This is a genomic window from Bifidobacterium adolescentis ATCC 15703, from assembly GCF_000010425.1.
Classification (GTDB): Bacteria; Actinomycetota; Actinomycetes; order Actinomycetales; family Bifidobacteriaceae; genus Bifidobacterium; species Bifidobacterium adolescentis.
The window spans coordinates 2,031,009-2,051,890 of record NC_008618.1 but is presented as its reverse complement, the minus strand read 5'-3'; the positions used below and the strand labels follow the sequence as shown (position 1 = coordinate 2,051,890).

At 59.1% G+C, this 20,882-nt stretch carries 13 protein-coding genes and 1 pseudogene; 5 read left to right on the top strand and 9 right to left on the bottom strand.

Annotation, left to right across the window (positions count from 1 at the left end; all coding sequences use genetic code 11):
- Window positions 1-181: 181 nt before the first annotated feature.
- Window positions 182-616, bottom strand: coding sequence for a GNAT family N-acetyltransferase (locus tag BAD_RS08470; protein WP_011743899.1), 435 nt, complete (start codon window positions 614-616; stop codon window positions 182-184).
- 24 nt (window positions 617-640) lie between these two features.
- Window positions 641-1,108: a helix-turn-helix transcriptional regulator gene (locus tag BAD_RS08465; RefSeq protein ID WP_229027880.1), complete on the bottom strand. Its 468-nt coding sequence runs from the start codon at window positions 1,106-1,108 to the stop codon at window positions 641-643.
- Window positions 1,109-1,216: 108 nt separating this feature from the next.
- Here BAD_RS08465 and BAD_RS08460 point away from each other — a divergent pair, with 108 nt between their 5' ends.
- Complete coding sequence (locus BAD_RS08460; protein WP_011743898.1) at window positions 1,217-2,236, top strand: LacI family DNA-binding transcriptional regulator; 1,020 nt, start codon at window positions 1,217-1,219, stop codon at window positions 2,234-2,236.
- Between the two features lie 294 nt (window positions 2,237-2,530).
- Here the strand turns inward: BAD_RS08460 and BAD_RS08455 are convergent, their stop codons facing one another.
- Window positions 2,531-5,602: a glycoside hydrolase family 2 TIM barrel-domain containing protein gene (locus BAD_RS08455; RefSeq protein ID WP_011743897.1), complete on the bottom strand. Its 3,072-nt coding sequence runs from the start codon at window positions 5,600-5,602 to the stop codon at window positions 2,531-2,533.
- Window positions 5,603-5,927: 325 nt separating this feature from the next.
- Here BAD_RS08455 and BAD_RS08450 point away from each other — a divergent pair, with 325 nt between their 5' ends.
- Entirely contained in the window at window positions 5,928-7,454 is a 1,527-nt protein-coding gene (locus BAD_RS08450) for a glycoside-pentoside-hexuronide (GPH):cation symporter (RefSeq protein WP_011743896.1), read from the top strand.
- Window positions 7,455-7,709: 255 nt separating this feature from the next.
- Window positions 7,710-7,832: a hypothetical protein gene (locus tag BAD_RS09415; RefSeq protein WP_256145948.1), complete on the top strand. Its 123-nt coding sequence runs from the start codon at window positions 7,710-7,712 to the stop codon at window positions 7,830-7,832.
- Between the two features lie 966 nt (window positions 7,833-8,798).
- Here BAD_RS09415 and BAD_RS08440 read toward each other — a convergent pair.
- The 6 genes and pseudogenes from BAD_RS08440 to BAD_RS08410 all read right to left on the bottom strand — a co-directional run bounded on the left by BAD_RS08440 (window position 8,799) and on the right by BAD_RS08410 (window position 17,392).
- Window positions 8,799-8,984 carry a hypothetical protein gene (locus BAD_RS08440; RefSeq protein WP_021913189.1) on the bottom strand — a complete coding sequence of 62 codons (186 nt, stop codon included), beginning with the start codon at window positions 8,982-8,984 and terminating at the stop codon, window positions 8,799-8,801.
- A gap of 719 nt (window positions 8,985-9,703) precedes the next feature.
- Window positions 9,704-11,776 carry a beta-galactosidase gene (locus BAD_RS08435; RefSeq protein WP_041777451.1) on the bottom strand — a complete coding sequence of 691 codons (2,073 nt, stop codon included), beginning with the start codon at window positions 11,774-11,776 and terminating at the stop codon, window positions 9,704-9,706.
- 41 nt (window positions 11,777-11,817) lie between these two features.
- Window positions 11,818-13,065: an N-acetylglucosamine-6-phosphate deacetylase gene (locus tag BAD_RS08430; RefSeq protein WP_011743894.1), complete on the bottom strand. Its 1,248-nt coding sequence runs from the start codon at window positions 13,063-13,065 to the stop codon at window positions 11,818-11,820.
- A gap of 72 nt (window positions 13,066-13,137) precedes the next feature.
- Window positions 13,138-13,964: pseudogene (locus BAD_RS09350) on the bottom strand (IS3 family transposase); the annotation flags it as partial.
- Window positions 13,965-14,593: 629 nt separating this feature from the next.
- Window positions 14,594-17,119 (bottom strand): glycoside hydrolase family 31 protein, encoded by a 2,526-nt coding sequence (locus BAD_RS08415; protein ID WP_011743891.1) that lies wholly within the window; start codon window positions 17,117-17,119, stop codon window positions 14,594-14,596.
- A gap of 84 nt (window positions 17,120-17,203) precedes the next feature.
- Window positions 17,204-17,392, bottom strand: coding sequence for a hypothetical protein (locus BAD_RS08410; protein ID WP_041777449.1), 189 nt, complete (start codon window positions 17,390-17,392; stop codon window positions 17,204-17,206).
- A gap of 479 nt (window positions 17,393-17,871) precedes the next feature.
- Here BAD_RS08410 and BAD_RS08405 point away from each other — a divergent pair, with 479 nt between their 5' ends.
- The gene (locus BAD_RS08405) at window positions 17,872-20,307 is read left to right on the top strand and encodes a beta-glucosidase GluB (protein ID WP_011743890.1); all 2,436 of its coding nucleotides are present in this window, start codon (window positions 17,872-17,874) and stop codon (window positions 20,305-20,307) included.
- The gene (locus BAD_RS08400; protein WP_011743889.1) at window positions 20,300-20,875 is read left to right on the top strand and encodes a GtrA family protein; all 576 of its coding nucleotides are present in this window, start codon (window positions 20,300-20,302) and stop codon (window positions 20,873-20,875) included. Before BAD_RS08405 ends, BAD_RS08400 begins: the two co-directional genes overlap by 8 nt.
- The last annotated feature ends 7 nt before the right edge of the window (window positions 20,876-20,882 follow it).

Sequence of the window (20,882 nt, the reverse complement as noted above, 5' to 3'; positions counted from 1 at the left end):
TCACAGCAGCTCGTCTCTCTTAAGCGTTCCGAACGGGTCTTCCTCCGTCTGATATTCCACTGCATGGTCTTTGAACACGTTTGATATACAGAACATATTTGTTGCGGACTGCAAGTGCGGAACCGGGCTTATAGAGACAAAGTGCGAGCGTATTGGACGGTTCGTTGTCGGACGGGTCGTATTAGAGAGGTAGTTCCCGATAGACCAAATCGTCACGGACAGCAAACCCCTGATGCTCCCAGAAATCGTTGCCGGCATCGTTGTCTGCGGGCACACCGACGGCGACTTTTGGCAGGCCGATCGCACGAAGCGTTTCAACCACTCGGCCCACCAAAAGCGAGCCAATGCCCATACCGCGCGCGTCGGGATCGACCGCCGTGTGGTAGATGCGCGACCGTCTGCTATCGTGACCGGCAAGAATCGCTCCAATAATCCTTCCGCCATCGTCTTCGGCTACGAAACAGGTGTCGGGATTGCGTTTGAGGAACGTTTTTATCGCATCCTCGGAATCGTCGATGTCCCTCATGGTGAAACCGGTGCATCGCGTCCACAACCCGTATACCAGCGGATAATCCTCAATTTTCATACGACGGATGGTTGGTGCAGGCCCAGTCATATTTCCTCCTTCTCTCGTTGAACGTTAGTTTCGATTTTCGTATCGTTCGCGATATTCCTGCGCGCGTATGCCGTATTTGCGTTGCACGGCCGTCTGCAGCGCGCGCGTATCGGGGAAACCGCATTCCCTTGCGATGCTGGCTATCGACGCAGAGGAACCTGACAGTTTTCTGCAGGCGTCGTCCAATCGCAGGTCGGTCAGAAATTCTTTGAACGTTTTGCCGGTCGCCTTGCGGAATAGGCGGCAGAAATGTTCCCTGCCGTATCCAAATTCCCGTGCGACGTCGGTCGCTTCGAGATGCTGTTTGCGGTGCGATGTCATGTATCCGATGATCTGCATGGTGATGTTTCTTCCGGATCTGACCAATTCCGGCCGCCGTACCCCGGAAACGAACCTCGAATACAGCAGCGATAGCAATTCGTACAGCAGCATATTGAGCTTGAATCCACGAATGGCCTCATCGGACTGTCCAATACATTGTAGCCAATCCATTTTCATTGAAAACGAAATTTCCGACATTGATGGCAATTACGCTTTCAAACATGATAAACTCGTTACTAAACACGTTTAGTTGCTGAATTTCCAAGGAGGTAGGTTTCCATGGCCACGATCAGGGAGATCGCGGAAAAGGCGGGCTTCTCCCAGGCGACCGTATCGAGAATACTCAATGACGACCCCTCGTTCTCGGTGAAGGAGGCCACCCGTCAGAAGATTCTGAGCACCAGCATTGAGATGGGGTACGAGAACGTCCCCCGCTACCAACGTGTCACCATTCCGCAAGACATCGCGTTGCTGAACAACTCCATCCACGACAAGGGGCTTCAGGACGCCTATTTTGACGAGCTTGAAGTTTCATTACGTCGCCATGCCAAGGACGAGCGCATGAGAGTGACGGAATACAACGATGTCAAATCCCTGATGAAGGACGCGTCCAAATACGCCGGATTCATCTCAATAGGTCCGGCGCCGTTCAAAAGGAACATGTTGAAGCGTCTGCACGCGGTCCTTCCGCATGGAGTGTTCATCGACATCAATCCCGCGCCGAGCCTGTTCGATTCGGTGCAGCCGGATCTGGAGCAGACCATTCTGGACGCCTTGGACGAATTGATGGACGCCGGCAACAAGCGAATCGGGTTCATCGGAGGGTTCGGCAACATCATGGGCGACCATGAGTATCCCGAGGATCCGCGTGCGTTCGCGTTCCGCAACTGGACCGTCCGTCTCGGTCTTGACGTCGACGGCCTGGTGTTCGATGAGGGGCCTTTCACCGTGGAGAACGGCCGTGCCTTGGGAGAGAGGTTCGTGGCCGAATGTGGCGACAGGCTCCCGGATGCTCTGATTGTGGCGGCGGACCCCATCGCCGTAGGCGTCTTGCAGGCGTTCGCGGCGTCCGGCATTCTGGTTCCACGCGACATGCGACTGGTGAGCATCAACAACCAGGAGATCGCGAATTACACTTCGCCGACGCTTTCGTCGTATGACATCAACAAGGACGAATTGGCCAAGGCCGCGGTATTCATGCTGTCGGAGGCCATTTCCATGGGGCGCTCCGTCAACCAGCATATGAGGATTTCAACCAAGCTGGTCGCCCGGGACAGTTTCACCCCGAAAGCTAGGTAGGGTTTAAGAAGAAAGGGTTCGGTCCTCGTTGACACGCTTAATACGTGCCAACGAGGACCGAACCCTTTTACATCTGTGAGGTGTTTTCGAAGGAAAGTCTGTCAAGCCCTGTTCCCGATATGGAAACGAGGGCACGGCACGGGGAAAACATGGAAGACGTGCCGTACCCTTTCAAGGCGCCGTCTCCGGTTTGATGTCAAGGTCCACCCTTGACGACGGCACCGTCCTTTCGCCATACGTTTCCGCGTATGGCGAAAGGAAAGCCAAGTCCCGGTTTCCGCCGGGGCGCGCCGGTCAGATCAGGTCGAGATCGACGTCGAGGCTGATCGGCTGGTCCGCCGGGATATGGTACTGGGGGTGGACCGGGGACATCCAGGAGTCATCTCCTCCGACACCCATCTGCTCGGCAAGCACACGCAGGAACATGTGCTTCGGGGCGGGGAGCTCGTCCTGATGCTGGGCTTCCTCAAGCATGAAGCTGGAGTACGGCTGCAGGCTCATCGCGAACGGTTCGGCGCCTTCGGCGCGGCTTATGCGAAGGCCATGGCCCTTCTCGTCCGTGATCTCGGCCCAACGCACGTCCTCATGGTTGCCGGTTTCCTGCGGCATGAGATACGGGGCGTGGTCCTTGAACGCGTCGGTGCTCCACACACCGAGCTTGGCATGCTTGCGATCCTGGTAGGTCTCCTCCGGACCAGCGCCGAAGAAACGCAGGTTCGAGTACTGGACCGGAAGGGTCCATTCGATGCCGAACGCGGGGATGGTGGGCAGGTCGCCCGGCTCGCCCGGGTATTCGACGTGCAGATTCACTCGTCCGGTGGTGTCGGCGGTGTAGCTGACGGTCACCTTGGTGCGCTGCGGGGTGGCGAGCTCGTACGTGTAGGAGGCCTTGACGGTGTTCTCGTCGATCTGTTCGATCTCGTTGCCGATGCAGCGGGCGTAACGGCCTGCTCCCAGCCACTGGGCGCGTTCGAAGCCGTGGCCTGCGCCGCGATCGTTGTCGGTCAGCGCGCGGAACGTGGTGACCGCCGGACGGCGCAGCACGAATTCTCGATTGTTGAACGTGTAGGAGACCAGTCCGCCTTGGGTGCGGGAAAGCAGTACCTCGCGGCCGGATCCCTGCACGCCGACGTTCCAACGGCCAACGGTGACGATGCCGTCGACCGGCTTCACCGGAGCAGAGGCCTTCTTGGAGCCGGCGACGACGGTCTGGCCGAATGCCAGCTCATAGCCGGCTACCGCCCAATTGGTCGCCTTGGCGAGACGCTGGGATACCTCCAGCACCAGTTCGGACGCGCCGTCGCGGTACAGATCCAACGGCCAGTCGACATCGAGCTTCTCCGTCGAACCGGCCGGCACGTCGAAACGGCGTTCGGACTGCCATACCGGTTCGCCATCCGCAAGGACACGCAACACGAACGTGTATTCGCCAGTGGAGGTGAACAGATTATCGTTCTTGATGGTCACGGAATCCTCGGCGACATCGATATGCACGTTGGAATACAGCTGCTTGACCTCCTGGGCCTTCGGCGTGGGCTTACGGTCCGCAAACACCAGGCCGTTGCCGGAGAACTCGTAGTCGCTCGGCCTGTCGCCGAAGTCGCCGCCATAGCGAAGGCTCGTGGTTCCATCGGGCTGGGTGGCGTAGATCGCCTGGTCGATGAAGTCCCAGATGAAGCCGCCCTGGTACTTCGGATAGCGTTCGAGCGCGGTGTATTCGTCCATGTTGCCGCACGAATTGCCCATGGCGTGCATGTACTCGCAGGAGATGTAAGGCTTCTGCGGATCATTCTTCAGGTATTCCTCGATGGCGTCGGCGTGCGCATACATGCGGGTCTCGATGTCGGTCACGTCGTTGTAGTCGCGGTTGTGGGTCACGCCCTCATAGTGCACGGGACGGTTCGGGTCGATGTCGTGCACGCGCTTGTACATGGCGCGGAACACGTCGCCCGTGTAGGATTCGTTGCCGAGAGACCAGATCAGGACGCTCGGATGGTTGTAGTCGCGGCGCACCATGCTGTTGACACGGTCGACGCACGCGCCCTCCCAATGCGCCTTGCTTCCCGGGACGGCGGTCTCCTCGGTGAGGACGTCACCGGGCAGGCACCAGCTGCCATGGGTTTCGAGGTTGGTCTCGTCGATCAGGTAGATGCCGTACTCGTCGCACAGCTCGTACCAGCGCTCCTGGTTCGGATAGTGGGAGGTCCTGATGGCGTTGAGGTTGTGCCTCTTGCAGAAGACCACATCGTCGATCATGTCCTGCTCGGTGATCGCGCGTCCGCGCTTGGGATCGAACTCGTGGCGGTCGGCGCCCTTGAATACGATGCGCTTGCCATTAATCGTCATGATGCCGTCCTCGATGCGGAAGCGGCGGAATCCGACCTTCTGGACGGCGACCTCGGCGATGTTGCCGGCATGGTCGATGACCGTGACCTCGAACTCGTAGAGGACCGGATCCTCCGCGCTCCACGGGCGGATGCCGTTCAACAATCCGGTGGAGATGGAGGTATCGGGGTCAGCGCAGTTCGCGGTCTCCCAGACGACGTTACCATCGGAATCCTTCAACGTCGCCGAGATCGTGGCCGCGTCGGCTGCGTTGCGCACGGTGAGCGCCGCGTCCAAAGAGGCGCTGCCGGACTCCGGATCCCAATCGGATTCGATCTGCATGTTCTCGATATGCACATGCGGCTGCGCGGCCAGCTCGACCGAGCGGAACAGTCCGTGCAGACGCCAGAAGTCCTGGTCCTCGAGCCATGAGGCGCTGGAGTATTCGTAGCATGCGACGGCAACGACGTTCTCGCCGTCGTGCAGCATCTCGGTGATGTCGAATTCGTTGGGGGTGAAGCCGTCCTCGCCATAGCCGACGAACATGCCGTTGACCCACACGTAGATTGCGGTGGCCATGCCGTGGAACACGATGGAGACGGTTCCGCCGGCGTTCTTGGTGTCGGCCAGACGGTTCGCCATCGTGAAGGTCTTACGGTAGAGGGCGACATGGTTGTTCTCCGGAATATTCGGTTCCGCCGGATTCTCGTGGCCATCCCACGGGTATTGAATGTTCACGTACTTGTTGTTCATCAATCCCGCCATCTGCAGGTGTCCGGGAACCTGGATGCGTTCGAAGGCGGAATCGTCGAAGTTCTCCCTTACGAAGGGCTCCTCGTTGAATTCGATGTCGGATGCCTGAACGACCTCGACCCTCCATTCGCCGTCGAGGCTCTGCCTCAGATCGGACCATTCGTTGGTCTGCGGATCGTGCGCGTAGCATTTGTGGTCGGAATGCGCCGGGACGCGGTTGACCTCGAATACGGTCGAATCGGCGAGCCAGGTCTCGGATGCGTGTTCGATGCGGGTTTCGTTTGCCATGTTTTCCTGCTTTCGTTCATTACATCTTTGTGAATGATGGAGAGAAGATGAACTTCCTTTACCAGATAATAAATGTTGTTTACAAAAAAAGCAAATCGGTTTTACTTGACGTCTTAATTCCTTCGTATCAGCGGTATATGTTGTAACGTATCAGGCATCTGATTGATACCGATATGACAGTGCTGGTACACGGTTTACCTAATTCAACACGCCGCCAAACCCTATATTTTGCTAATGGTTTTTACTTTTTCTTGTAAAGAGCGTATACTCGACATGCAAGATCAATGGGTGATCTTCAACTCCGGAATCTTAAGGAGAAGAAAAAATGAGCAACGAAACGACAACCGCGGACGGTGGCGTCCGCAAGAAGGGCAAGCTCGGCCAGCGTATCGCCTACGCCTGCGGCAACCTCGGTCAGGCCGCCTTCTACAACGCGATGAGCACATATTTCATCGTCTATGTCACCGGCTGCCTGTTCTCGGGCGTTGACAAGGCGCTTGCGGCCAAGCTTATCGGTGTCATCACCAGCCTCGTGGTGATCATCCGTATCGCCGAGATCTTCATCGACCCGCTGCTGGGCAACCTCATCGACAACACCAACACCAAGTGGGGACGCTTCCGCCCATGGCAGTTCTTCGGCGGCCTGATCTCCGCCGTCCTGCTCGCCGTGATCTTCAGCGGCATGTTCGGCCTGGTGAACGTCAACACCACGCTGTTCATCGTGCTGTTCGTCATCACCTTCGTCGTGCTCGACGTGTTCTACTCCCTGCGTGACATCTCCTACTGGGGCATGATCCCGGCGCTGTCCTCCGACTCCCACGAGCGCTCCACCTACACCGCCCTCGGCTCCTTCACCGGCTCCATCGGCTACAACGGCATCACCGTCGTGGTCATCCCGATCGTCAGCTACTTCACTTGGACGCTCACCGGTGCCAAGGGCGAAGGACAGGCCGGCTGGACCTCCTTCGGCATCATCGTCGGACTCCTCGGCATCCTGACCGCATGGACCGTCGCGTTCGGCACCAAGGAAAGCACCAACGCACTGCGCGCCAAGGCCCAGAAGAACGGCAACCCGCTCGAGGCATTCAAGGCCCTGTTCCAGAACGACCAGCTCCTGTGGGTCGCCCTGTCCTACCTGCTGTACGCCATCGCCAACGTGGCCACCACCGGCGTACTCCTCTTCCTGTTCAAGTTCGTGCTCGACAACCAGGCCGCCTACTCCATGACCGGCGTCATCGCCTTGGTGTCAGGCCTCATCATGGCTCCGCTGTACCCGATCCTGAACAAGCGCATCCCACGCCGAGTCCTGTACATCGTCGGCATGACCTCCATGATCGTGGCCTACATCCTGCTGGGTCTCTTCTCCACCAACATGACCGTGGTGTTCATCGCCCTCGTGCTCTTCTACATCCCGGGCACCCTCATCCAGATGACCGCCATCCTCTCCCTGACCGACTCCATCGAATACGGCCAGCTGAAGAACGGCAAGCGCAACGAGGCCGTCACCCTGTCCGTACGTCCGATGCTTGATAAGATTGGCGGCGCGCTGTCCAACGGCATCACCGGCTTCATCGCCGTCGCTGCTGGCATGACCGGCAACGCCACCGCGGCCGATATGACCCCCTCCAACATCCACACCTTCGAAATCTGCGCCTTCTATGTGCCGCTTATTCTGATCGTGCTCAGCCTGCTGGTGTTCATGTTCAAGGTCAAGATCGACGAGAAGATGCATGCTAAGATTGTCAAAGAGCTCGAAGCCAAGCTTGCCTCCGGCGAAATCGTCGATGACGAAGCTCAGACCGCCGAGACCGTCGAAGCCATCGATGAGGAGGCCAAAACCCTGACCGAATAAAGACTAATACTTGCCACTCCTTCCCTTTTTCACCAAGAAGGCCCCGACCATGTCGGGGCCTTCTTGGTTTATGTGATGGTAATGGTGCGGTAAGTTATTTCAAAAATCTTCTGGCAAACCGATGAATATACAAAAGAATCAATCGGAATGACATGCGGCGACGGGGATGACATGCCTACAATCAAGGCATAACGAAACAAGAGAAAAAAGAATAGCGGCGAACGGAAGACAAAGCGCCGCGGAAAAGGAATGAACATGCAGAACGACACTTTCAACCAGATCCTCAACTCCAACCTCGCCTCCATGGATCCGGGCTTCGGCCAGTTCGCCCTCGCCAAGGCATCCTCCGACCTGTTCAAGAAGGTCATCAACAAGTAAGGCGCAAAGACTTCTTTGTTTCCTTTCAAAAGAAAAGGTGCCGCACCAGATTCCGTGGGAATAATGGTGCGGCACCTTTTTCTTTTCAACCCCGGCGTTTTGACTTGGCCTACAACGGCATTCCAATGGATGCGCTTCGGGATTGACGAAAGAACCGGTTTTTGTCTATAAAAGGACCTTATCGGGATCTTATATCTTCTCCCGCAATGGAGACGGGCAAGGAAGCATGGCCTTCGCCACTTCCACAATACGAGTTTTACAAACAATCAAGAGAGATAATGGTCAAGGCAGTTTAAAGGGGAACTCCTTTGGCTCCATTTCAGGAGCGATTTTCACTTAAGAAGGCTGTGCGCCTTCGGGTTCCGGACGAGATCGGGAAAGTGCGCGATGTCCGCATCGCACGTTTCCCATCGGTTCGAAGTCGAACGCGTGCGTCGTCACATTAGGTGGAGTCAATCCACGGAAATTGTCTGTAGGGCAGATCTCGATTCGTTCCTGATTGGAGCCAAAACGCATCGAATGGTGCATCGCAAGATGGAGGACGCCAGGCGTATCCCGGATGAAGCGACCGGAATGAACGCCAGCGATTGCTCCGTCGGATCCAACCTTAACGGATCCGGCATATCCCGTCAGACCTTCGTGTCCCTCACAGCAGAAGGTCCTGACGGGATATGTTTCGATGCGCATTGCGCCGATGATTCGTCGGCGGACACGACAGAATCAAACTAGCCGGTTTCGATGGGACAGATGGGCGGATGCTTTGCCTCTGGGCTTTGCTTATGCGGACCGGTTCACGTGTCCTCGTCTTCCCGTGGCTATCCTTCGACTTCGCCATAAAGGGTGTACGGCGATGAAGAAAGCGTTGTATGGAATTGTCACACAACGCTTAACTGATGACTTATGGTCTACGACATCACACGAACTTGATCCTCCAATGGCGATTCGTTCCACCGGTATATGTCCGATTCATCTGGTCTTGAACAAGCGGAACAGGTCTTTTTCACGAATCAGTATGACTGCGATCGCCGTTCCCATGGCCGTGGCGCACGGCAACGGCAGACCGTCATGCAGCTCCAGGAGGAAAATGGCAAGTGAGTCGGACGGGGTTGGATTCATCGTGCCGATGAGAATGAACAGTGCCGAATATGCCATGACGAGTCCTATGAACGTGGGAATCAGCTGTTCGCATAGCATCTGCGCGAGGATGAGCGTTTTCCTGGCACCTACATGCAGATCTCCTGCGATTTCAAGATTTTTTAGGCGGGGAATCCTCGCCTAAAAAATCTTGAAAGAATGACACGCCTCATCAAATCGAAATCCGAAATGCATAATACGTGGTGGATCGTCCCAGTCGGCAACATTGGCCAAATCAAGGCAAAGGCAACCGCCAAAAAAAAGGTCTCGCACTATCACTATCGATGGAATCCCATCTAAATTCCATGCAATCGCATACAAATACATTGACGAGAAGCGAACGTGCTGGGGAGTGATGATCGTTATGATGATGACAAACAACCAAAGCCACGCAAGAAAAAAGCCATAGAGCACGAACCGCCAATCCCACAGCCGAACATTAAGCAACAATCACAACCGTTATTCGACAACGAAGAACAGCTCGGCCATATTTATCGTTAGCGGTCTACTGGATATTATCCTTTTGTGGCATTCTCCACGTCTGTAGAGGTGAGGAGAATGCCACACGCAGAGAAGCTGGTAGGGCAAAAGACATGCCTGACTTAACTTAAGTGTTGTCATACGATATAACACAACATATTGTGAACATATCATCAAAAACGACGATGCCATCTGTCGTAAGAAAGGCGATATGCCATGTGAACGTTCACATGGCATATCGCCTCATTAATGAGCCATTATTGTTTGACGACGAGTACGCCATTGGGATTGATGGTAACCGTCGCGCCAGCACAGTCGGCCAGTGACATGACGACCGGGCGTCCCTCCACCAGCATGCTGACAGGTTCTTTGGTCCGGTTGAACAGAAACGTGAACCGAGCCCCCGTCGACTCATCGACGCGCTCGATGCGAAGCAAGTCCGGATCCGAGGAGTCTTTGACTTCCACACCAAGGGTCTCGAGGATCATCGGCAGGCTTCTGGCGATGCCATCACGTCCCAGCCGGGCTCCGACGTAGACGCTACGCCCTTCGCCATATGGATTGGACACGATGGCCGGGCGTCCGTCCATGCCGGTCCATGGGTCATCCTTGAACGAGGCGAGCACCTTCGCGTCCTTCCCGATTGAGCCGATCACGTCGACGATGTCGTGTGCGACGGCTCCGTTGTCGAGATCGAGGTGGTCCGGAACTCCGGGCCAATCGGATCCCATAGGGGCGAACTCCTCGATCCTCACACCGACGACGTCCCGGATGGAACCTGGGTAACCGCCGAGCCACACATGGTCCCGTTCGTCGCTGATGCCTGTATAGTACGTGGCGATGAGCTTGCCGCCGTTCGCGACGTAGTCCCTCACCCTACGGGTGTTCTCCTCGGAGAGGATGTACACGCTCGGCAGTATCGCGACATCGTACTCGTCCCAGTTCGAACGGATTGGAACGACGTCCGCGGTCACGCCGACGTCCGCCAGAGCGCGGAACCATGCGAGCGGCTCGTCGATATGATGGACGTTCTGCGTCGGGGTCGCGGTGTGCTCGCTCGCCCATTCGGACTCGTAATCGAACACGATGGCCACGCTGGATTTCGCCAGCTTGGTGCCGAGCAGTCCCTCATCCGCAAGCGTGCCCAGATCACGGCCCAGTTCGCACACGTCCCGGAACGTCTGGGAATCCTCCCCCGCATGCGGCAGCATCGCGGAATGGAACTTCTCCGCGCCGGACCTGGATTGGCGCCACTGGAAGTAGCACACGGCATCGGCTCCCATGGCCACGTGCGCCAAGGAATCGCGCACCAGCTGGCCGGGTTCCTTGCGATAGTTGATCGGTCTCCAGTTCACGGCCGAGGTGGAATGCTCCATCAGGAACCACGGATCCTTGCGGGAGATGCCGTCCACCAACGAAGCCGAGAACGCGAGCTCGTCCAGATGCGCCTCGCCCGGAATGAAGTAATGGTCGTTTGACACGAAATCGACCTCGCCGCCCCAATCGTCGTAATCCAGTACGGAACCGCCGGCGGAGACCATGAAATTCGTGGTCAACGGCTTTTCTGGTGTGATTTCGGCCAATGCGTCACGTTCGGCCACATAGAATGACTTCAGCGCGTCGGAGCTGAAGCGTTTGAAGTCGAGCAGCTTGCCGGGGTTCATGAAATTGCCGTCGCCGATGAATCGAGGCGGAACGATTTCGCTGAAATCGTTCAGATGCTGGGCCCAGAACGCAGTACCCCATGCGTCGTTCACCGCTTCGATCGTGCCGTACCGTTCCTCGCACCAGTCTTGGAACGCGCGTTCGGCGTCCTCGGAATAGTCGAAGCGGTTGTGGCATCCGTACTCGTTACCAACGTGCCAAGCGACCACATAGGGATTGTCCTTGTAATGCTCCGCCATCGCCCGGCAGAGCTTCAATGCGTACTCACAGAACACAGGACTGGTGGGACGCCAGTGCTGGCGCGCGCCCGGCTGGCACACGTCACCGCGGTAGTCCTTCCACAGCACCTCGGGATGCGCCTGGGTCAGCCACATCGGCGGGGATGCGGTCGCGGAAGCGAGATCTACGGCGATGCCGGCCTTGCCGAGATTGTCGATGATTCGGTCGAGCCAGCCGAAATCGTACACGTCTTCGCGGGGTTCGATTTTCGCCCAGGAGAAGATGCCCACGGATACGAGGTTCACTCCCGCCTTGACCATGAGGCGCACGTCCTCGTCCCAGACCTCCTCGGGCCACTGGTCGGGATTGTAGTCGCCGCCGTACCAGATACGGGCCCGCCGGCCCTCCAACGGCCGAGGCCAACGATGTTCTCTACGTTGGTTCATTGTCATTGTTCCTTTCGTTCGTCATTGAACCTTGAAATCAATTATCTCACCGGATGCCCGTTGCACCAGACGCGTCGCACCGTCCAGGTTTCCTGATCAAGGAGCAGCACGTCGGCCGCGAATCCCGGAGCGAGCAGACCGATCGGGAAGCCTGTCACGTCATTTCGACGGTCGAAGCCAAATGCCCGCGCAGGGGTCAGCGTCGCCGCTTCCACCGCGTCGACCGGACTGATGCCGAGCTCCAGCACCGCGCGAGACACGGCCTTTTCCAATAGCAGTGTAGAACCGGCGATGGCTCCATTGGAGGCGAGTCTGGCATGACCGTCCCGCACATCTACATCCAGAGCCCCGAGGAGGTAATGCCCGTCCGGACAGTCGGTCGCGGCCATGGCGTCGGTGACGAAGGCGATTCTATGGGGCGCAAGCCCGAATCCGAGCTTGACCATGGGATCCTGCACGTGGAATCCGTCGTTGATAAGCTCGATGGTGACCCTCGGATCCTCCACTGCCGCCGGAATCGGGCCGGGGTCGCGGTGGTGCAGCCCGTTCATGGCATTGAACATATGGGTCATGATTCCGGCTCCGGCGTCGAATCCTTTTCTGGCAGTCTGGTAGTCGGCATCGCAGTGGCCGACCGCCGGAACCACTCCGGCCAGGAAGAAACGGCGGATTGCGTCGATTCCATGCGGAAGTTCCGGCGCGATGGTGATCTGTCTGAGACACCCATCGGCGGCGTCCAGCATTCTGGATACGAGATCCGGAGTGGGATCGACTAGGCAATTGGGATCATGGGCGCCTTTCCGGGGCATGGCGAGGAACGGTCCTTCGAGGTGCGCGCCCAGAATATCCGGGCGGTCCGGCATCATGTCGTGGACCGTCTTCAAGTTACCGCAGATGACGTCGATGGGATTGGTGATGAGGCTCAGGACCTGTCTCGTCGTTCCGTGCGCCATGTGTCCGGCTCGGGCGGTCGTGATCCCCTTCTCGCCGTCATCGAACGAGCTTCCCCATGCGCCGTGCGAGTGGATGTCGACGTATCCGGGCGTCATCACCATTCCGTTAGCGTTAACAATATGATCTTGCTCGACGTGGACCAGCCGGCAGGCCGTTTCGAAGTCCGTTTCGGCGCATCCCGTTTCGACTATCGACCGTCCGTCGGAAACGAGCCAACCGTTTTTCGTCATTCCACGCGCGTCGACGATTGTGGCGCCGTGCACCGCGAATGGCACGACCTCCTCGAGGAACGCGTCGTTGATTCGTTCCGTCTCTCTCACACGATCCGCCTGCATGCTGTTGTCTCCTAACGTCAGAATACGGGAAGAGGGGCCTGCGGACCCTTCCGGCCGGCAAACCCCTGTTTCCTGGACGTCCGTCAGCGGGAAGCCGAGGGTGGCGAACGCGCCCAGCACCAGGCTTGCGTCCTGGGGTCCGCCCGGCGGAATGGCCGACGATGCCCCTGTCCGCCAGGTCGACCAGCAGACACACGTACGCCCAGTCTCCGCCGACGCGGACATAGGTAAGATCGCCCGCCGGATGCGTGTGCGGGGCGTAGCCGTCGAACCCGCGGTCCAGCAGGTTCGCGAGCCTGGCCTCGTCGGCCCGCGTCCTGTGCGGTTCGGACCGTCCGCGCGCGTACGCGCCCGCATGCCCTGTTCGCGCATGATGTTGCCGATGCGTCTCCTGGACGCGGTGACGCCCTTCCTTTCCAGGGCGGCCTTGATCTTCCTGGCGCCGTAGCGTTCGCGGCCGTCGCGCCGGACCGCGCGCACGTCGCCGGCGATCGGATCCGCACGCTCCGTCCCGGGACGCCCGGTCATCCAGTAACAGGTGGGGCGGGGAACGCCCGGTATCCCGCATCGCGCCGATATCGGGCAGCGGGCGGCGTTGGCCCGTATCACGCCTGCCTTCGTGCGAATACCGGCGCCGCTTGTTCTGAAACGTCCACCTCCATCTCCAACCGCCGGTCGCGCCTCCCCGGCTCGATCGGCTCGTTCCGCCCGGGCGTGCGGTTGTCCGCGGCCCGGGTGGAGCCGCTGTCGCGGATGCCTTGGACCCGGCGCCGCGGGGTCGATCGCGCGATGTCGTGCCCGGCCCTGATCTCCCGGGATGGCTTGCCGCTCTCGCACGACTGCGCGATCTGCCGTTTGAACGCCTCGCCGTGGTGGCGGGGATGTTTCGGGTCGGCCATCGTCGGCCTCCAATCCCACGTCATTCGTCCCTCATCGGAGGGTCTAATACATTGTAGCCAATCCACGTCCGCGGCGCAGCGCTCGTATCTGATGTACAGGTCCATGGCTCTGTCGCGCTGCTCCTTGCTGTACTTCGCCATAAGGGGGTTCTCCTCCCGGTCGGGAAGTCCAAGAAAACGTCACCACCTCGATGCCTTAAAGAGAAAAGTGTCATGCGGTTCATACGAAATGCGAATGAAAACGTAAATGGGCGGTAGCACTGCTACCGCCCGAAAGATTGAGCTTTATTGTATTTGCTCAAAAGCTTGGAAACTTGCTTGCTGCTATGCGGCCACCTTATTTACATAGGGTTTTAGTGCATGTTCGAACAGTGGTATTTGCAGTTGTACCACTATGCCGAAGCCCAGTATCAGCAATAGATACAATCCTTTGGGAAGCCATTGCAGACTGGCCACTGTTAGTCCGATTGCGATGGCTGGAATGATAAGAGCAGCCAAAGTCGTAAACGGCGATGTGCCACCGAACAGTAGCGCGTTGCGTAATTTCGTACATAAAACAAAACGCGTGTGCGTCCGGGCGGAAACCATCCGGACGCGCACGCGTTTTATTTTGAATTATTGCGATGAGGTCAGTTGCGGGTCAGCACTTCGGCCAGGGCCTGGATGACCGGCTGCGGCATGTGGGACTGGTGTTTGGTCTGCGCGCCAACGCCGTGCAGATCCTCCAGCGTGCTCAGTGCCGGCAGCGCATCCTTGCCCAGCTCGCGGATCGCGCGGTATGCGTGCTCCTTGGTCATGTACAGCATCTGCGCATCCTTCAGCACGGCGAACGCGTCGGCTTCAACCGGATCGTCCGCAACGGCAAGACCGTCGGCGGAATCGATGGCGATTGCGGAGCTCGTCGGCACGTCACGCAGCGTGACGGTCAGGCTCAGCGTTTCCGCATCGTACGCGACTTCCGGAGCGGCGGCAGAGCCGTCGACGGTCGCGCGGACGGCGTGCATCGCTTCCGGAGCGATGCCACGGAACGTGACCGTCCAATCGCGGGAAGCCGGAATGACGTCCGTCGCACCTTCCGCAGGGGCGATCGAGAACTGTGCGGAATCGCCCTCAAAACGCAGCGCCATTTCGGTGGATGCCCAACGATCCTTGCTCTGTGCGGCACCGTCATCCTCCCACAGCGTGAAGCTGTTTTCGGCACCCGGGAACACCACTACCTGCAGTGCGCGCGGGTTGGCCACGGAGTTGAGCGCCTCACCCTCGGCGGGCATCTGCAGCGGCACGATCGCGCCGGGCTTAGCGAACACCGGCATGCGGTCGAGATCGCGCCAAGCCTCCAGACGGCGGCCTTCGGCCGGACGAGACGTGTAATGGCGACCGTCGAAGAAATCGAACCATTCGCCCTGCGGCAGCCACACGTCGGCCTTCGCACGCTGCACGGAACGCTCGGCTGGATCGACGATCGGCGCGACCAGCAGCTCGGTGCCGAAACGGAATTCGTCGGTGAGCTTGTATGCGGCTTCGATTTCCGGATAGTCCCAGTACAGCGGCTGCACGAGCGGCTCGTTGTCGAACGCGGCGCGACGGTTCATCGTGTACAGGTACGGGATCATCGCATGGCGCAGGCGCAGCGCGGACGTCATCGCACGTTCCGCATCGCCGTGGAAGTTCCACGGCTCCTTGCCGTTGAACGGCGAATCGGTGGAATGCAGACGGTTGATCGGGCTGAACGCGCCCAGCTGGTACCAGCGGACCTCCAGTTCCTCGTCACGGTAGCCGAACATGTGGCCGCCGATGTCGTGGCTCCACCAGCCGTAGCCGATGTTGGAAGCGCAGGCGGTGAATTCCGGCTGGAACTTCAGCGACTCCCACGTCACGACGGTGTCGCCGGAGAAGCCGATCGGGTAGCGGTGTGAGCCCGGGCCGGCGTAACGCGAGAAGGTGAGCGGGCGCGGGTTGCGTTCGCTGTAGTCGCTGCCGTCGTTGCGGGCGGAATCGAGGTAATGCAGGTGGTTCAGGCCCCACAGCGGGTCGAGTCCCGGCTGCCGCGTCAGGCCGCCCTGCTGCCAGTCAATCCACCAGAAGTCGACGCCATCTTCCTCCATCGGGTGGTGGAGCTGGTCGAAGTAGACCTCCATGAACTTCGGATCGGTCAGGTCGAACTGCACGGCCTCGCCGCTTTCCGGATCGATGTTCATGGCCTTGGCGACCTGCGGATACAGCTCTTCGAACGCGCGCACGCCGTCCCTCGGGTGGACGTTGAGCGTGGCCTTCATGCCATGCTCGTGCAGCCAGTTGAGGAAGCGCTTCGGATCCGGGAAGAAGTCCTTGTTCCACGTGTAGCCGGTCCAGCCGGAGCCGTACTTCGGGTCGACGTCGTCAACCAGGTGCCAGTCCATATCGATGACGGCCGTGGTGAACGGGATGCCTTCCTTTTCGAAACGTTCGACGAGCTGACGGTATTCGGTTTCGGTATAGCGGTGGTAGCGGCTCCACCAGTTGCCCAGCACGAAGCGCGGCAGCAGCGGGGTCGGGCCGGTCAGGCGGTACAGGGCGTGCACGGCCTCACGGTAGCGGTGGCCGTAGCCGAACAGGTACAGGTCGGTGGTCGGCTCTTCCTTCGGGGTCGCCCACGTGCCGAAATCGTTGTGGTTGCCGTTCACTTCGGCGGTTTCGCGGATGACGTTCGACTTGGAATCGTCGATGATCGCCCAACCGTCGGTGCTGTTGACGCCCGGATCGACGGGGATGCGGCCGTTCGCCTCGTCGAGCGTACGGTAGGTGCCGCCGAGGTTCCTGCGCTGCACGTCGCCGTAATGCCAAGTGTTTTCGATGGCGTTGACGTGCTTGACGGTTGCGTACAGGCCTTCCGGAGAGAACTTGCGCTGGTTGTAGGAGATATGCAGCGACGGGGTGTCGATTTCCAGCCAGCCATTACGTTCGGTGACGGTGAATTCAGGCTTTTCGCCGAAATCACGGACCATCGCCATCTGCGTGGCGTCATCCACGAAACGGCCGCTGTCGGACCATTCGAAACGGACGAGCGCGTCCGTGATGAGGCCGATGCGCCAATGATCGCCCTGGATCACCGAATCCGGATTCATTGCCGGATGGGCGTTGAGCGTGGCCAGCGAGAACAGTGTGCTGTCTACCATGTGGGGCTCCTTTGAGTGTGGGAAAAATCGGGAGAACTGGATTGGGACCGTGTCATCATATGCGACGGTACGGTCCCGTTTGAATTACTTGATGCGCTTGATGGTCAAGACCGACGCGCCAGCGCACAGTGCGATGACGATGGCGTTAAGCACGGTCCAGGCGAGGAAGCCGAAGAGGTACCTCCACTTGACTGCCGGTTTATCGGCCTCCTGCTGGACGTCCGTATTGGCGTCCAGGGCGATGCTCGTGTCGCTGCTTTGCTGGTCGCGCATCTCATTATCCTTTCTGTGCGCTGCGAAACATCGCTCTCCGCGTTGAGTGATCAAAGCATGTTCCGCATTGAAGAAAAGTCAGCAAAACTTACTTTCGTTAAGTATGATAGCGCTTGCGCAAAAAGGTATCAATATCGGCGAGTCGCTTGAAATTGCAACGATATACGCATATCGAAACGCTTGCCATCGATTGCAAAATGGAACGATGCGATTTTATGCGCGTTCTGCGCCACCGCATACCCTCTTCACCGCGCCCATATGCCGATTGTGCGAGCAAAACGACAGGTTGTGTAATACGGCGGTGATGGCATCGCAAAAGCTGGTTCAATCAAACTAGCGGCGAAATCCCGCGTGCGGCACGGTGCGATGCAGCGCGGTACGGCAGCGGGAAATCGCAAGAAAACAGCGCAGTCGGGCGGAGCGGACAGGGCAGGCTCGGCAAAGCAGGTTTTGGCAACACCTAGTGCGAGGGAGAACCCATGGAACTTGAAGATCTTTCGATCGTTGAAAAGGCGGCGATGCTGTCCGGCGGATCCGAATGGGATTCGCGCGGCAACGATCGCGCCGACATTCCCGGCTTCGTCATGAGCGACGGCCCACACGGCGTGCGCAGGCAGCTTGGCGAAGGCGACCACCTCGGCATCGGCGCATCCAAGCCGGCCACCTGCTTCCCGACCGCCTGCACCGTGGCCAACACCTGGGATCCGGCGCTCGCCGAAGAGATGGGCGAGGCGCTCGGCAAGGAAGCTCACGATCTCGACGTGAACGTGTTGCTTGGACCGGGCATGAACATCAAACGCAACCCGCTGTGCGGACGCAACTTCGAGTACTATTCGGAAGATCCGATCGTCGCCGGCCGTATGGCCGCCGGCCTTATTCGCGGCATCCAGAGCAACGGCGTCTCCGCATGCCCGAAGCATTTCGCGGTCAACAGCCAGGAGCTGCGCCGCCAGGCCAGCAACTCCGTGGTGGACGAACGTACCATGCGCGAATTGTATCTGACCGGTTTTGAAATCGCCGTGCGCGAGGCCAAGCCGATGAGCATCATGACCTCCTACAACGAGGTCAACGGCGTCTACGCCCACGAAAACAAGCATCTGCTGCAGGAGATCCTGCGCGACGAATGGGGCTTCGACGGCATGGTCGTCTCCGATTGGGGCGGCTCCAACTCCGCCGTCGCAGCCGTCAAAGCCGGCGGCTCGCTGGAAATGCCGTCGCCAGGTTTCACCTCCGTGCGCGAGCTGGAAGGCGCGGTCAAAGCGGGCGCGCTCGCCGAGGCGGACATCAACAAGCGTGCCGCGGAAGTCGCCAAAATCGCGGCGGCGACCAAGCTCGTCGGCGTCGGCCGCGACGATCTGCTGTCGGACGACATCGCGAAGGCGCACCATGATATCGCCAGAACGGTCGCGGAACATTCCAGCGTGCTGCTGAAGAACGACGCCGCCACGCTGCCGCTCAAGCCGGGCACTCGCGTGGCCGTCATCGGAGATATGGCCGCGACCGCACGCTATCAGGGTTCCGGCTCATCCAAGGTGAACGCCACCAAGGAGGAGAACATCCTCGACGAGGTCAAGAACGCCGAAGGACTGGTATTGGCCGGCTACGAGCAGGGCTACGACCGCCAAGGCAAGTCGGATGAGGTGCTGCTGAACGACGCCGTCGCGCTCGCCAAGAAGGACGCCGTGGATGTGGTGCTGGCCGTCGTTGGCCTCGACGAACGCAGCGAATCCGAAGGCCTTGACCGATCCACCATGGCGATTCCGCAGGCGCAGAACGATCTCGTAACGGCGTTGGCGAAGACCGGCAAGCCGGTGGTGATCGTGCTCGTCGCCGGTTCCCCGGTGGAATTGCCGTGGTTCAACGATGTTGCGGCCATGCTGTACGTAGGATTGTCCGGCCAGGCCGGCGCGTCCGCCACCGTGCGCGCGCTGACCGGCGAAGTCAACCCATCCGGACATTTGGCCGAAACCTGGCCGATGCAATACGAGGATTGCCCAAGCTCCGGCTGGTATCCGGCCATCGGGCGTGACGCGATCTACCGCGAGGGCCCGTTCGTCGGCTACCGCTATTACGAGACCGTGGGCGTGCCCGTACGCTTCCCGTTCGGCTACGGTCTGAGCTACTCCACGTTCACGTACAGCGCGATCACCGCCACCGCGACCGGTGTGGATTTCGTCGTCACCAATGATTCCGATGTCGCCGGCTCCACCGTGGCCCAGTTGTATGTGCGCGCGCCGCAGGGTGGCGTGCTCCATCCCGACCGTGAGCTGAAGGGCTTCGTCAAGGTAGAGTTGGCCGCGCATGAAAGCAAGAGTGTGCATATCGATTTCGACCGCTACACGTTCCGTCATTTCGATGTTGCCGCCAATGCATGGAAGACGGAAAGCGGCGAATGGACGCTGCTGGTCGGCGACAATGCGGAGCATTTGCCGCTTGCGATTCCTCACACCGTGGCCGGCGATTGCACGACCGCCGATTGCGCCGCCGATCCTGCGCTTGGCCACTATCTGACCGGACAGGTCAAGGACGTGACCGACGCCGAAATGGCCGTGCTGTTCGGCCATGAGGTGCTTGCCCCCGGCAAGCCGACGACGTTCGGCGTCAACGATCCGATCATGTCGTGGGTGGATTCCAAGGGCTTCGTGGCGCGTACCGTCGCCAAGACACTGACCAAGCGCGAAGCGAAGATCCGCCAGAAGACTGGCTCGCCGGATCTGAACACCCTGTTCATCCTGAACATGCCGCCTCGCGCCATGAGCAAGATGACCCAAGGCATGGTCGACTCGGCGATGGTCGACGCCATCGTGAACATCGCCAACGGGCATACTTTCCGCGGATTGGGCGGCGTGATCGCCGGCTTCTTCCGCAACCAATCCGCCAACAAGCGCACCGCAAAGGAGCTGAACCATGACTGACAACAATGCTGCGAAGCCGGCCGAAACCGCTGCCGGCGAGAAGAAGGTCGGACCGATTCGCCAGTGGATCAAGGATCATCCGAATATCTGGGAGTTCATCCTGTTCAATGTGCTGTCGAACATCTCCACCATCACCCGTTTCGTGGTGACGTGGATCGGCACCGCCATCTTCATCTCCAGCTTGGGGCTCACGCAGCCGTTCCACTTCCTGATCTTCAACTATGACACCAAGGGCAACGGTCTGGGTGGATTCCTCACCTTCCTGCTTGCCGAGGTGCTTGCGCAGGTGGTGAACTTCTTCGTGCAGATGAAGTGGGTCTTCAAGTCCGACTCCAGCTTCAAGGACGCCGCTTGGAAGTATGTGATCCTCGCCGTGATCATCGTGGTGGTGAACCTTGTGCTGCCGGGCTACGTGACCGGTCTGTGCCAGGGATGGGGCATGAACGCCGGCATCGCAGGCACGATCGCATCCGTGGTCAACACCTTGCTTGCCGTGATCGTCAGCTATCCGCTGCTCAAGTTCTGGGTCATGCCGAAGAGCGACGACAAGAAGGAGGCCGCCAAGTAAGTCTGCA

Coding starts and splice junctions, on each gene's coding strand:
- BAD_RS08470 (WP_011743899.1), bottom strand. CDS start 616: ATGACTGGGCCTGCACCAACCATCCGTCGTATGAAAATTGAGGATTAT.
- BAD_RS08465 (WP_229027880.1), bottom strand. CDS start 1,108: ATGGATTGGCTACAATGTATTGGACAGTCCGATGAGGCCATTCGTGGA.
- BAD_RS08460 (WP_011743898.1), top strand. CDS start 1,217: ATGGCCACGATCAGGGAGATCGCGGAAAAGGCGGGCTTCTCCCAGGCG.
- BAD_RS08455 (WP_011743897.1), bottom strand. CDS start 5,602: ATGGCAAACGAAACCCGCATCGAACACGCATCCGAGACCTGGCTCGCC.
- BAD_RS08450 (WP_011743896.1), top strand. CDS start 5,928: ATGAGCAACGAAACGACAACCGCGGACGGTGGCGTCCGCAAGAAGGGC.
- BAD_RS09415 (WP_256145948.1), top strand. CDS start 7,710: ATGCAGAACGACACTTTCAACCAGATCCTCAACTCCAACCTCGCCTCC.
- BAD_RS08440 (WP_021913189.1), bottom strand. CDS start 8,984: ATGGCATATTCGGCACTGTTCATTCTCATCGGCACGATGAATCCAACC.
- BAD_RS08435 (WP_041777451.1), bottom strand. CDS start 11,776: ATGAACCAACGTAGAGAACATCGTTGGCCTCGGCCGTTGGAGGGCCGG.
- BAD_RS08430 (WP_011743894.1), bottom strand. CDS start 13,065: ATGCAGGCGGATCGTGTGAGAGAGACGGAACGAATCAACGACGCGTTC.
- BAD_RS08415 (WP_011743891.1), bottom strand. CDS start 17,119: ATGGTAGACAGCACACTGTTCTCGCTGGCCACGCTCAACGCCCATCCG.
- BAD_RS08410 (WP_041777449.1), bottom strand. CDS start 17,392: ATGCGCGACCAGCAAAGCAGCGACACGAGCATCGCCCTGGACGCCAAT.
- BAD_RS08405 (WP_011743890.1), top strand. CDS start 17,872: ATGGAACTTGAAGATCTTTCGATCGTTGAAAAGGCGGCGATGCTGTCC.
- BAD_RS08400 (WP_011743889.1), top strand. CDS start 20,300: ATGACTGACAACAATGCTGCGAAGCCGGCCGAAACCGCTGCCGGCGAG.